Below are 13,602 nucleotides of genomic sequence, written 5' to 3'. Positions count from 1 at the left end.
AAGATTCCCTGCGAAGTTGCTGGAGCAATGTAGTTGAAATCACGTGGAGATTCAATCACACGAAGGTTGTATTTTGGATCGGAGGGGAAAGCAGGGAGAGTTGAATTGGGTTTCAAGCGCCTGAAGGCGCGACTACGAACCCTCACTTCTGCAAGTATTTCAACACCGCTTCGGTGCGATTGTGCACGTGCAGCTTCTCGTAAATCTTGTGTAAGTGTGTGCGCACGGTTTCTATGCTGATGCCGAGAGTTGTTGCGATTTCTTTATATAAAAATCCCTTGGCGAGATAGCTCAGAATTTCCTGCTCGCGCCGGGAAAGATGTTCCATCTCTTTCGCCGGGGTTCGCATCTGTTGAAAAATTTGCACGACTCTGCGCGCAATCTGGCTGGACATGGGCGAGCCGCCGTTGTGCAAATCTTGAATCGCCTCCAACAGCCTGGCGGGTTGCGTCTTTTTCAGAATATAACCGCTGGCGCCGGCCATCAGCGAATCAAAGATTTTGTCGTCGTCTTCGTAAATCGTGAGCATCATGATCTGCAATTGGGGATAATCCGATTTCAGGCGGCGAATGCATTCGATGCCGGACATGCCGGGCAGCTCGATGTCCATTAAGACGACGTCTGCCTCCAGCGCCGCCAACTCCTCTAAAGCAGCTTCGGCGCTGCTGCATTTGACCACGCAACGAAAGCCCTCTGAGCCGTTGATGAGATAGGCCAGGCCGTTGCGAATGTCATCGATGTCTTCGACGATGGCGACGTTGATAGGCATATGACTTTATGAAATTGACAAATCAGACACGAATGACTGTGCCGGGTTGTTCAAAAATAAAAAGATTGTGCTGCCGATCAATCACACGAAAGTAGTAGGGCTCGAGCCACTTTTCCAACACTATACCCGATTCCATCGGCTGAGAGCAAATAAAAAGCTTGACCGGCGGTTTTACTGGTTTTATATTGGGCCATTCTTTTGGATCTATCGGTCATGGAATGGAGGTGAGAAATGAAAAATCAACTGATACAGTCTGATCCCAATGTTATGATGGGTAAGCCGGTTGTTGCAGGGACACGTATAACTGTCGAGTTGATCCTGGAAAAACTGGCTGCCGGTGAAACGATCGAGCAACTGATGGAAGCACACCCCCGTTTAACGAGGCCGGCGATACTTGCCGCTCTAGAGTTTGCAGCGTGCGCTCTCCGTGCTGATGTTCTTTATCCCATTGCCGAGCACGCCGCATGAACCTGTTGGCTGACGAGGGTGTTGACAGGCCGATTGTGGAGCAACTTCGACGAGATGGGCATGATGTTATTTATGTCGCAGAAATGGAGCCCGGCATCCCCGATGATATTGTGCTTCAGCAGGCAAATGAACATCAAGCCTTGCTTATCACGCAAGATAAAGATTACGGCGAGTTGGTGTATCGTCGAGGTTTGGCTCATCGGGGTGTTATTTTGATTCGTCTCGCTGGTCTGCCGCCACAAACGAAAGCTGCCATTGTTGCAAAGGTGCTTGCTGCGCGCCTAAACGAAATGCCCGGGGCTTTCAGTGTCATTTCACCGGGCATCGTTCGTATACGAAGCAAAAAGAAGTAGCCGCTTCGCACGAAAGATTTTTACAGAGACAACCCGTTTGTCGAGGAAATTCTCGCAACCGGCATCCGGATTGTCTAAACGCATTTGATCTTCGCCCAAATCCTCACCCGCGTTCCTCCGTTCGGCTGCGATTGAATCTCGAATTCGCCGCCGATATCTGCCATGCGCTTGCTCATGTTGCACAAGCCGTTGCCGCAGCCGTTGACGGTTTCCGGCACAAAGCCCTGCCCATTATCCCGAATTGAAATCTCCAGCGTATGATCGTAGGAGATGAGCTGCATCTCCGCTTCCGTTGCCCCGGCATGCTTGACGATGTTGTGAATGGCCTCTTTCACCACCAAAAAAACGTGACGCCGGAACTCCGCGGAAATCGAATGGCCGGGCACGGCCTCTGGAAAATGCAGACGGTAGTTTATCGCTGTCAGCTCGAAGCAATCCGCCGCACATTTGCGCAGATACGCCGCCAGATTGTCGAGCGAGTTGTTTTTCGGATTGATCGCCCAGATGATCTCACTCATGCTGTCGATGGTGGCGCGCGCGGTGGCGGAGATTTTTTGCAGGTCGCTGCGCAATTTTTGAGGATTGGCGAAATTTTGTTGCGCCAGCTCACCGAGAATGGCGATTTTGGTCAAATTCGCGCCCAACTCATCATGCATGTCTTTGGAGATGCGTTCGCGCTCGCGGCTCAATGCTTGCTGGCGCTCGATCGCTTCCAAACGCTGCTTGAATTTTCGCATGGAAACATACTTTGCCGCGGCGGCGACGGCGGCAAGCGTCGCTGCGACCGTCAAGATTTTGAACCACCACGTCATCCAAAATGGCGGTACGATGGCAATGCGGAGCGCCGCGCCCTGCGGGTTCCACACCCCGTCGTGATTCGTCCCCTTCACCCGAAAGGTGTAGTCACCGGGATCGAGATTGGTATAGCGCGCGAACCGGCGCGTGCCGCAATACACCCAGTCCTGGTCAAAACCCTCCAGCATGTAGGCGTATTGATTCTTCTCCGGATGGGTGTAATCCAATGCGGCAAATTCGAAGGAGAAGACATTCTCCTCATAATCGAGTTTGAGTTTGGTGGCATTGGCGATGTCGATGTCGAGCTTTACTGGCAGATCGAATTTTTTGAAATCCGTCAACACGATGGGCGGCAGAAACGAACTATCTTTCACCGAATCCGGATGAAAAAGATTGACGCCATTGATGCCGCCGAAAAACATTTCGCCGGTTCGTTTGCTGCGATGATACGCGCCGGTGTTGAACTCGCGTGATTGCAGGCCGTCCTTCAAGGCATAGTTGCGGAATTTTCCGGAGACGGGATCAAGTTTCGAAATGCCGCCATTGGTACTCAACCAGAGAATGCCGTGATCATCGCCGAGAATGCCGTAAATAAAGGTGTTGGGCAGCCCTTCTTTTTCGTGGTAGCGCGTAAACGTTTTTCTCCCGGGATCGAGCTTGTTCAAACCATCGGTTGTGCCAATCCAAAGATTGCCGTCGCGATCTTCAAAAATGCTTTTGATGTAGTCGTTGCTCAAGCTGCTCGGGTTGGCAGGATCGTGGAAGTAGTGCGTGAAGTTTTGACTGGCGCGATTGAATTTGTTCAAGCCGCGTTGCGTGCCGGCCCACAGAACACCCTGCCGGTCTTGATAAACAACGGTCACGGGTATGCTGCTCAGGCTGGTGGGATCATCCGGTTGGTGCTCGTAGGTAATGGTTTGCCGGGTTTGCTTGTCATACATGCTCAACGCGTTGCCGCCGACCCAAATCTTGCCCTCTTGATCTTGGCAGATCGCATCAGCACTATGCCGGGGCAGGGCCAGGCGCTTGCCTTCGTCGTTGAGCGGATTTGCAAAGGTTTCATGTTCACGATCGAGGCGATTCAAGCCCTGGCTTCCCAACCACAGGATTCCTTCACGATCTTCATAAATTGCCACGACGTCGGTCGCGTTTAGCGTCCGTGGATCGGCGGGATTATGCGAATAACGGGTGATTTCTCCGCTGCGGCGATTGACGCGGTTGACGCCGGAACTGATCATGCCGATCCACAAATCGCCTTCGCGATCTTCCCAGATCGCTTTCGGCAGGCCCAGACTGAGACTGTTGCGATTATCCGCCTCGTGTTTGAGGTGCGCGAATTTGGGCGGGCGCGGATCGAGTTTGCTCAAACCGCTGCCATCGGTAGCAAACCACATCAATCCCGAGCGGTCGCGATACATTCTGGTGCAATTGCCAAAACTGATGCTGGCAGGATTTTTAGGATCGTGGCGGAAGCGCAAGAATTTGCCGTTGGTGGGATCATGGCGGCTGACCCCGCCGCGGTCGGCCAGCCACAATGCGCCGGTAACATCTTCGCAAATCCCCACGACTTCATTATCCAGCAGCGACGTGGAATCGCGAGGGTCATGTTGAAAATGGTGCGTGACCTGCTCTTTATGGCGGTCGAAAATCATCAACCCACTGCGCGCCGTGCCCAACCAAAAAGTGCCACGACTGTCTTCGTGAAGCGCCACCACGCCATCGTTCGTCTTGCGCAGACCAAAATCATAACGCTTAAAAAAACCGGTGGCGCGATCGAACTTGTGCAATATCCACCCGGCAATAATCCAGAGCGTGCCCGCGCGATCTTCATAAATGCGCCGGACATAGGGATGGCTCAGACTCTGCGGATTCTGCGGATCGTGCCGGTAGCGAGCGAACGTCTGCGTTTCGGGATTGAAGGAATTCAAACCATCAAAGGTGCCGATCCAAAGCACGCCGTTGGCGTCAAGATTAAGACTAGAGATATGATCACTCGAAAGGCTGGAGGAATCGGCAGGATTATGCCGGTAACGCGTGAACGTGCCGCGCTGGCGATCGAATTTGTTGAGTCCTGCTTCAACCGTGCCGAACCACAGCATGCCGTCACGGTCTTCCACAATTGCCGAAACGTTGTTGTGCGAGAGGCTGTTGCTGTTGCCGGGATCGTGCTTGTAATGCTTGAAGCTGTAGCCATCGTAGCGGTTCAAACCGTCCGCGGTACCGAACCAGAGGAAGCCCTGGCGATCTTGAAAAATGGCACCCACCGTACATTGCGACAAACCCTGCTCGACGGAGACCTGCTCGAATCTGAAGTCGCGCGGCTGGGCGCGATTTGTCGCGACATTGCCGAGCAGCGCCGTGAAGATCAACCAGCAAGCTGCCCGGCTTGGCGGTGATTGGCATTTGCGAACCCGTGCAGAACGTATGACCATTTTCCACCCATGAAGCCCGAGGAGACACAAAAAACTCGCCGGCGAAGCAATAAGCCTGACAGCTCAGCGGGCAGGCTTGCGAAGGCAATCCGGCGCGACGGCGAATGCTGCCAAGGCGAATCCGGCACCGCGCAAGAAATCTCGATCTTTGAAATTTCTATGTGAGTTTGGAGAACCCCGTTGCAAGGCTGTGCTTGCAGCAGTGACTATACCGGCAAGGCCGGCATAGTGGCGAGAGAGGACTGGCCCAGAGCGGGGCAAGGCGAGTGTCACGTGCAATAGACAGGAAGAGGAGGAAAGCGCCGGATCAAAACCTCAGGCGCGAGAAGGAGATACCGGCACAGGCTGGCTGCATTCAACGGTTTGAGAAGCTCGCGGCCTTTTCGTGGCGGCGATCCCAAATCACCAGAATCAAAACCATTGCCATGGTCACGCCGGAGAGGCCGGGCACGGCCCAGCCGAGGTAGCCGAGCGTTTCCATGACATCGATGGCGAAAGCCGCGAGAATGGGACCGAACAGCGAGGCATAACCGTAGAGCATCGAGAAACGCGCGTTAGTCACCGGCAACTTGCCCGGCGGCGTGCGGTCGCCCAGAATCTTCAGGCTGACGGGATAGACGCCGCCGACGCCCACACCAATGCCGACGAACGCCAGCGTCGCCCAGATTTTTTCTCCGGCAAGGACTTTCTGACTCATGATCCCGGCTGCGAGGCAGCAGGCCATGCCGAATACACCGATGCCCGCCATGGTGCGTCGCACGCCGAATTTGTCCGCCAGCCAGCCGCAAATCGGCTGGGTGAATACCATGCCGAACGCGGTGAAGCCCACGATTTGCATGGTTTCACTGCGGCTCAAGCCCAGGCGCTGGCCCTCGACGGGATAGGTGCCGGCAATGGCCATGTCGAGCGCGCCGAAAACAATCGCGCCAAACAAACCCAGCCACAGGCTTTGCCAATCGATGCCGCCGGCGCTCTGCTGCTCGAAGTGGGATTCCAGCTTGGGCGCGGGCTGGCCAATCTCACCGCGCAAGCCCCACCAGGCCAGCGGCGCGATGAACAGCGCGGCCACCGCAACCAGTCCAAAACACCACAGGCCGACCCAATCATACGCCCAGTCGCTCACAAAAACGCCGGCGGTGAATCCGGAGGCCAGTGAGGCGCCGTAGGCCGCCATCACCCGGCCACGCACGTGAGCGGCAACGCCGCGCAGCAGCGAGACCTCGGCGGCGACGAAAGTCATGGTGGCGGCAGCACCCAGCGCAAAGCGGACGATAAACAGCGCCGGTTCGTAGAAGGCCAGCGCCATTCCCAATCCGGCGAAGCCGAGAGCCTGGCCAATCAAGCCCAGGAAGTTGATGCGTTGCGTGCCGTGGCGCTCGACCAGCCTGCCGACGCGCGTGCTCAGCAGAGCGACGGCAACCGCCAGCATGGCGGAAACACCGCCGGTGAAATACTCGCTGAAACCGCGCTGCTCCAGCAACGCCGAAACCAGCGGCGCGACCGCGCCAAAGCTGGTGCCCACGAGCAGCATGGAACTGATGAGCGCGATCACTTCCGCAGGGCGAAGAGGGGAGTCGGGAGAAGGCTGGAGGTTTGGCATGAGGTGATTCGGCAATTAGACCGCGAGAAACACGAACCAGGCGAGACCGGCGCGAAGCACGAAAAGGGGTTCAAGCGCTTTGGCGCAGCCTGCCGGTGGCGATGAAAAATTTTTGCCGCAATGTAATGCTGGCTCGGGCTGGAAAGCAAGGCCAGTCTTGATTTACAAACTGCAAATCGCTATTATGACTGCCGCTTGACCCAGAGATGACGCCCGTGTTTCATGACTTTCATTTCGCATGAGCCAGATTCGATATTTCACCGCCGGGGAGTCGCATGGCCAGGCCCTGGTGGGTATATTGGAAGGCATGCCCGCCGGCCTGGAGATCAGCGAGGCGGAAATCGCCCAACAGCTCCAGCGCCGCCAGCGCGGTCACGGCCGCGGCGGCCGCATGCGCATCGAACAGGATCACGCCCGCATTCTCAGCGGCGTGCGTTTCGGCAAGACGCTCGGCTCGCCGATTGCGTTGCAAATCGAAAATCGCGACTGGTCGAATTGGCAAACCCGCATGGCCGTGGCGCCGGCAACCGGGGAGGTCGCGCCGGTGGAGATTCCGCGGCCCGGGCATGCGGATTTGGCCGGCGGCATCAAGTATCAAACCGATGATTTACGCAATGTGCTGGAACGCGCGAGCGCACGCGAAACCGCGATGCGCGTGGCGCTGGCGGCGGTGGCGCGAAAATTCCTCGCGGCTTTCAGTATTCACATTCTCAGCCACGTGGTGCAAATTCAACAGGCGCGCAGCCGCTACACCTTTTTGGATATCGGACAAGCGGCTTTCGACATTCCTGTGGCGGAAATCGCTGACCGCACCGAGGCCTCGCTGGTGCGCTGTTTGGATGACGAGGCCGGCCGGGAAATGGTCGCGCTCATCGATCAGGCGCGGGCGGAGCGCGACACGGTCGGCGGCGTTTTCGAAGTGGCGGCGCTCAATGTGCCGGTGGGACTGGGCAGCCACGTGCAGTGGGACCGCCGCCTCGATGCCCGGCTGGCAGCCGCCTTCTTGAGCATTCCGGCGGTCAAGGGCGTGGAAATCGGCAACGCCTTTGCCGGCGCGGGGAGCTGGGGCAGTGCATTTCAGGATCAGATCTATCACACCGCTGAACGCGGTTTTCATCGCGCTTCCAACCAGGCCGGCGGCTTGGAGGGCGGCATCACCAACGGCGAACCGCTGGTGGTGCGCGCCGCCAAGAAGCCGATTTCCACTTTGATGCGGCCGCTGGATTCGGTCAACCTGCGCACCAAGGCGCCGGCCGCCGCGCATCTCGAGCGCTCGGATGTGTGCGCCGTGCCGGCAGCGGCAGTGATCGGCGAAGCGGTGATGGCGCTCGTGCTCAGCGACGCCCTGTTGGAAAAATTCGGCGGCGATACGATGCAGGAAATTCTCGGACGATGGACAGCTTGGTCACGCTCAAACCGGTAAAACATGTTTTCTTGATTGGCTTCATGGGGTGCGGCAAAAGCACGATCGGCAGGCTGCTGGCGCGCGAGCTGGGCTGGCAGTTCGTGGATTTGGATGAGGAGATCGTGCGGCAGGAACGCATGCCGATCGAGCAGATTTTCGACCAGCACGGCGAGCCCTACTTCCGCGGCGTGGAGGTGAATCTCTTGCAGCAGTTGCTCGGCCGCGAACGGGCGGTGATTGCGCTGGGCGGCGGCACGCCCACGCAGGAAAGCGCCTGGCCGATTCTGGCGCAGGGCTTGGTGATCTATCTGCGCTGCCTGCCCGACGAGCTGTACCGGCGGCTGAAGGATGAAGCCGGCCGCCCCATGCTCAGCCGCATCGCGCCCGCCGAGCGGCCTTTGTTCATTCGCGCACTGTTGAACGCGCGCGAGCCGTATTACCGGCGCGCCGCTCTCACGGTTGACAGCTTTGCGCAGCACACGCCGCAGGAAACCGCGGCGATCATCTCACAGCTCATCCGCGAAAGCTTGTGAGCCGCCCGGCCACGCCAGGATCGCTAAACGCTCTCACGTCACCTTCATCCCAACGCATGCAGAAAATACTCGTTCTTCACGGTCCCAACTTGAACCTGCTCGGCGAGCGTGAGCCGGAAATCTACGGCCGCTTGACGCTGGCGGAACTGAACGCCGAACTGGCGCGCTTCGCCGCGGCCTCGCATGCGCTGGTGGATTGTTTCCAATCGAATCACGAGGGCGCGCTGATCGATTTCCTGCAGCGCGAGCGCCATGCGGCTGCCGGCGTGGTGATCAATCCGGGCGCGCTCGGCCATTACAGCTATGCCTTGCGCGATGCCCTCGCCGCGGTCAATCTGCCCGCGGTGGAAGTGCATCTTTCCGACATTCATCAGCGCGAAGCCTTCCGGCGCGTGTCGGTGCTGCGCGAAGTTTGCCGCGATCAAATCTCCGGTTTGGGAGTGACAAGTTACCGCCGCGGCCTCGAGGTGGTGTTGGGAGAAGTGCTGCAGCAGGAACTGCGGGAGTTCATCGCCACAGCACCCGGCCTGAATGAGACTTACACTTTCTTGGTGGAAAAACTGAAATTCCATTTTCCCAAATATGATTGGGTGGGAATCTACCTGGTGGCGGGTAATGAGCTGGTGGTACACAACTATCTGGGCGCGCCCACGCCGCATGTGCGCATTCCGATCGGCAGCGGCATTTGTGGCGCCGCAGTTGCCGAAGAACAAACCATCGTGGTGCCGGAGGTGAACGCCGACCCGCGCTACCTGGCGTGCAGCCTCGAAACCAAATCTGAAATCGTTGTGCCCATCAAAGGCCGGCGCATTTACGGCGAGATTGATATCGACAGCCACACTCCCGATGCCTTTTGGCGCAACGACACGCGCATGTTGGAGGCGATGGCCGCGCAGCTTGCAGCCTGGAACGATCACCTGACGTCTTGACTTTCCTGACAATTTTGCCAGCACAGCGATCTGACATTCTGCCAGGAGATCGCCGGACTCTCAGGCAGTTTTCAGAAAGTGGCGAGCTAAAGTCTTTCGGGCGGCATGATCTTCGTGGAGCCATGTTTGGGGAAAGTGGCACAACGTTTGTACAATCTGCGCAGTGCGAAGTCGGGAGCAGTGTCTCCCGGCCAGATTTTTAATGAGGGAAAACGGTTTCCGGCGTGAAACCTCTTGAGTTCGAAAGTCCATCAACAAACCCATACAGGGATTGCATATGAGCACAGAACGAGATTCCGATGATCTGGGAATCGAGATTAGAATTCCGAAAGTCCTGCCGCTGCTGCCGTTGCGCAATACCGTCATCTTTCCGCAGCAGATTTTGCCGTTATCCATCGGGCGTGAGAAATCCGTGCGCTTGATCGATGCCGCCATGCGCAGTGATCGTCTGATCATGGTGGTGGCGCAAAAGGACGGCTCGGTTGATGATCCGAGTCCGGAGGATCTCTATCGTTGGGGCACAATTGCGCAGGTGATGAAGATCTTCAAAATGCCGGACGGCACGCAAAGCGCGATGGTGCAGGGTGTCACCCGCGCGCGCCTGCTGGATTTCGTGCAAACCGATCCCTACCTGACGGTGGCGGTGCAGCCTTATCCCGAAAGCAAGGTCGAGGGCATGGACATCGACGCCATGGTGGTCAACCTGCGCGCGCAATTTCAAAAAGCGGTCGATCTCGCGCCCTACCTGACGCCCGAACACACCATGCTGGTGATGAATACGGAAAGCCCGGGCCGGCTGGCGGACGTCATTGTGTGGAATCTCAACATTCCCATGCCGGAGAAGCAGGACATTCTTGAGATCACCGATATTCGCCGGCGCTTGGAGCGCACCACTTTTCTGCTCAGCAAGGAGTTGCAGATTCTCGAACTGGGCAGCAAGATTCAAAGCGAGGTGCAGGGCGAGATTTCCAAAAACCAGCGCGAATACTATCTGCGCGAGCAGATGAAGGCGATCAAGCGCGAGCTGGGCGAAGACGAGGATGAGCGCACCACTGAGATCAACGAGCTGCGCCAAAAGCTCGACGAGGCCAAGCTGCCCGAGGAAGCGCGCAAAGTCGCGGAAAAGGAGTTGGATCGCCTGGCGCGTATTCCGCCGGCCGCCGCCGAGTACACCGTTTCCCGCACCTATCTCGATTGGCTGATCGAACTGCCGTGGAGCAAGGAAACCGAAGACAATCTCGACGTGAACTATGCCCGCGTGGTGCTGGATGAGGATCACTACAACCTGGAAAAGGTCAAGCGCCGCATTTTGGAATATCTCGCGGTGCGGCAACTGAAGCCGGACATGAAAGGCCCGATTCTGTGCTTCGTCGGCCCGCCGGGCGTGGGCAAAACCTCGCTGGGGCGCTCGATCGCGCGTGCCATGGGCCGCAAGTTCGTGCGCATCTCCCTGGGCGGCGTGCACGACGAGGCGGAAATCCGCGGCCATCGCCGCACCTACATCGGCGCGCTGCCGGGCCGCATCATTCAAGGCTTGAAAAAGGCCGGGGTCCACAACCCGATCTTCATGCTCGATGAAATCGACAAAGTCGGCGCGGATTTTCGCGGCGACCCTTCTTCGGCCCTGCTCGAAGTGCTGGATCCCGAGCAGAACTTCTCCTTTAGCGATCATTACCTGGAAGTCGCCTTCGATTTGTCCAAGGTCATGTTCATTGCCACCGCCAATCTCGAAGACCCGATTCATCCCGCGCTCAAGGATCGCCTGGAGATCATCGAGCTGCCGGGTTACACCGCGGAAGACAAGATGCGCATCGCGGAGAAGTTCCTGGTGCCCAAGCAACTCGATGCGCACGGTTTGAAGCACGAGCAGGTCACCTTCGAGCCGGAGGCGATCGAGCAGGTGATCTCCGCCTACACCCGCGAAGCCGGCGTGCGCAACCTCGAGCGCGAAATTGCCAACATCTGCCGCGGCGTGGCGCGCGAGATCGTCGAGAGCAAGGGCCAGGAAGAGGCCGCGGCGCCCAAGCGCACCGTCACCCGGGAAAACGTGCACAAGTATCTCGGCGTGATCAAGTATTTCTCTGATGCCAAGGAACGCACCAGTCGCACCGGCGTGGCGACCGGCCTGGCCTGGACCGCGGTGGGCGGCGACATTCTCTTTGTCGAAGCCACCAAAATGCGCGGCAAGGGCGGACTGACCCTGACCGGCCACCTCGGCGATGTCATGAAGGAATCGGCGATGGCGGCGCTGTCCTACATTCGCAGCAAAGCCAAGCAATACGAAATCGACGAGGATTTCTTCGACAAAACCGACCTTCACATTCACGTGCCGGCGGGCGCCATTCCCAAAGACGGCCCGAGCGCGGGCGTGACCATGTTCGTCGCCCTGATGTCGCTGCTCAGCGACCGCACGGTGGCACATGACTACGCCATGACCGGCGAAATCACCCTGCGCGGCCTGGTGTTGCCGGTGGGCGGCATCAAGGAAAAGGCGCTGGCGGCAAAACGCGCCGGCATCGACAAGGTGATTCTGCCGGAGAAGAACCGCAAAGACATCGAGGAAATCCCGCAGCACGTGCGCGACCAGATGCAATTCCATTTCGTCAGCGAGATGGATGACGTGATCAAGATCGTGCTCGGCAAGCGGTCGCGCAAGCCCAAGCCGGAGGCGCCGGGCGTGATCGACCAACAACCCGCGATCGCGTGAACCACGCTGCCGTCTTTTCCTCTCGCCGCAATTCTGCCACAGGCCGTGAGCTTTTTCACGGCCTGTGTGTTTTCCCGCCTGCCCGCCACCAAAATCCATTTGACAAAGACTGGCTATTTGGCTACCATTGCCGCACCATTTTCATGCACGCAATGTCAAACGCCCATGCCGACACGCAGAGAATTTCTCACCACCACCTCCCTTGCCGGCGCAGCCGCATTGCTGCCGGCCGCTCCCTTCCCGCTTTTCCCGGACGCTGCCCAGTCTTCGGCTTTCGTCAGCCGGCGGCCGCCATTGGCGCAACGGAAATTCGTCAGCCCGGCGGTCGAGCAAACGATCGCTGCGGTTGCCGCCGCCATCGCCGACGCCGAACTGGCCTGGATGTTCGAAAACTGCTTTCCCAACACGCTCGATACCACGGTTGCTTTCCGCCAGCAGAACGGTAAGCCGGATACCTTCGTCCTCACCGGCGACATTCCGGCAATGTGGCTGCGCGACTCGAGCGCGCAAGTGTGGCCCTACCTCCCGCTCGCTGCCAGGGACGATGCGCTGCGCGCTTTGCTCGCCGGCGTGATCAATCGCCAAACGCAGTGCATTTTGATCGATCCCTACGCCAACGCTTTCAATGATGGTCCGGCTGCCAGTCCCTGGCAAAATGATCTCACCGACATGAAGCCGGAGTTGCACGAACGCAAATGGGAAATCGATTCGCTTTGCTATCCCCTGCGCCTGGCCCATGGTTTCTGGCGAGCCACCGGTGAGACCGCGCCGTTTGATGAAGCCTGGCGTCACGCCATGGCTCTGGTGGTGCGCACGTTCAAAGAACAGCAACGCTGGCACGGTCCCGGACCTTACAAATTCCAGCGGCGCACGCCGGTTGCGTCGGACACCGTGCCGCTGGGCGGCTACGGCAACGCCACGCGGCCCAACGGCATGATTCATTCCATATTCCGGCCTTCGGATGATGCCTGCCTGTATCCGCTGTTCGTGCCGGGCAATATGTTCGCGGTGACGGCACTGCAGCAACTCGCTGAGTTGATTGACGCGGTTCATCACGATGCCGCTTTTGCCGGCGAATGCCGCGCGCTGGCGGCGCAGGTGCAGCAGGCAGTTCAGCGCGAGGCCGTGGTCGCGCATCCGAAGTTCGGCAGGATTTTCGCCTATGAAATCGACGGCTTCGGCAATTCTGTCTGCATGGATGACGCCAATCTCCCGAGCTTGCTGGCGCTGCCCTATCTCGGCTGCTGCGCGCTCACCGATGCCGTCTATCAAAACACGCGGCGCTTCGCATTGAGTGAAGACAATCCCTACTTTCATCGCGGCGCCGCGGCCGAGGGCATCGGCAGCCCGCACGTGGGTTTGGGCATGATCTGGCACTTGAGCGTGATTGTGCGCGCATTGACCAGCGCCAGCGACGCCGAGATTCGGCTGTGCCTGCGCATGCTCAAGGCCACGCATGCCGGCACCGGCTTCATGCACGAGAGCTTTCAGCGCGATGATCCTGCCACGTTCACGCGGCCGTGGTTTGCCTGGGCCAACACCCTGTTAGGTGAATTGATTTTGAAACTGCAGGCGGAACGGCCGCAGCTCTTGCACGATCGTCTTTGATAA

The 13,602-nt window shown here is 58.3% G+C and carries 10 protein-coding genes and 1 pseudogene; 8 read left to right on the top strand and 3 right to left on the bottom strand.

The window, feature by feature from the left end; translation table 11 throughout:
- Positions 1 to 142: 142 nt before the first annotated feature.
- Positions 143 to 769 carry a response regulator transcription factor gene (locus tag L6R21_03300; protein MCK6558201.1) on the bottom strand — a complete coding sequence of 209 codons (627 nt, stop codon included), beginning with the start codon at positions 767 to 769 and terminating at the stop codon, positions 143 to 145.
- Between the two features lie 231 nt (positions 770 to 1,000).
- Between L6R21_03300 and L6R21_03295 the strand changes: the two genes are divergently transcribed.
- Positions 1,001 to 1,237: a DUF433 domain-containing protein gene (locus L6R21_03295; GenBank protein ID MCK6558200.1), complete on the top strand. Its 237-nt coding sequence runs from the start codon at positions 1,001 to 1,003 to the stop codon at positions 1,235 to 1,237.
- Entirely contained in the window at positions 1,234 to 1,590 is a 357-nt protein-coding gene (locus L6R21_03290; GenBank protein MCK6558199.1) for a DUF5615 family PIN-like protein, read from the top strand. The genes L6R21_03295 and L6R21_03290 overlap by 4 nt, the downstream gene beginning before the upstream one ends.
- Positions 1,591 to 1,664: 74 nt before the next feature.
- Here the strand turns inward: L6R21_03290 and L6R21_03285 are convergent, their stop codons facing one another.
- Both L6R21_03285 and L6R21_03280 read right to left on the bottom strand, forming a co-directional pair.
- Complete coding sequence (locus L6R21_03285) at positions 1,665 to 4,754, bottom strand: histidine kinase (GenBank protein MCK6558198.1); 3,090 nt, start codon at positions 4,752 to 4,754, stop codon at positions 1,665 to 1,667.
- Between the two features lie 418 nt (positions 4,755 to 5,172).
- Entirely contained in the window at positions 5,173 to 6,417 is a 1,245-nt protein-coding gene (locus tag L6R21_03280; protein MCK6558197.1) for an MFS transporter, read from the bottom strand.
- A gap of 247 nt (positions 6,418 to 6,664) precedes the next feature.
- Between L6R21_03280 and aroC the strand changes: the two genes are divergently transcribed.
- From aroC to L6R21_03250, 6 genes and pseudogenes are all read left to right on the top strand, one after another.
- Complete coding sequence (gene aroC / locus L6R21_03275) at positions 6,665 to 7,840, top strand: chorismate synthase (GenBank protein MCK6558196.1); 1,176 nt, start codon at positions 6,665 to 6,667, stop codon at positions 7,838 to 7,840.
- On the top strand, positions 7,810 to 8,355 hold the full coding sequence (locus L6R21_03270; GenBank protein MCK6558195.1) for a shikimate kinase: 546 nt from the start codon (positions 7,810 to 7,812) through the stop codon (positions 8,353 to 8,355). Before aroC ends, L6R21_03270 begins: the two co-directional genes overlap by 31 nt.
- Positions 8,356 to 8,411: 56 nt before the next feature.
- Positions 8,412 to 8,822 (top strand): annotated as a pseudogene (aroQ, locus tag L6R21_03265) (type II 3-dehydroquinate dehydratase).
- Entirely contained in the window at positions 8,796 to 9,284 is a 489-nt protein-coding gene (locus L6R21_03260) for a GAF domain-containing protein (protein ID MCK6558194.1), read from the top strand. Before aroQ ends, L6R21_03260 begins: the two are co-directional and overlap by 27 nt.
- A gap of 277 nt (positions 9,285 to 9,561) precedes the next feature.
- Positions 9,562 to 11,991, top strand: a complete 2,430-nt coding sequence (gene lon / locus L6R21_03255) for an endopeptidase La (GenBank protein ID MCK6558193.1) — start codon at positions 9,562 to 9,564, stop codon at positions 11,989 to 11,991.
- Between the two features lie 165 nt (positions 11,992 to 12,156).
- Complete coding sequence (locus tag L6R21_03250) at positions 12,157 to 13,599, top strand: glycoside hydrolase family 125 protein (GenBank protein MCK6558192.1); 1,443 nt, start codon at positions 12,157 to 12,159, stop codon at positions 13,597 to 13,599.
- Positions 13,600 to 13,602: the final 3 nt, after the last annotated feature.

Source organism: bacterium (assembly GCA_023150945.1).
GTDB lineage: Bacteria > Zhuqueibacterota > Zhuqueibacteria > Zhuqueibacterales > Zhuqueibacteraceae > Coneutiohabitans.
The sequence above is the reverse complement of the archived record's forward strand: the minus strand, read 5'-3'. Positions and strand labels throughout refer to the sequence as shown.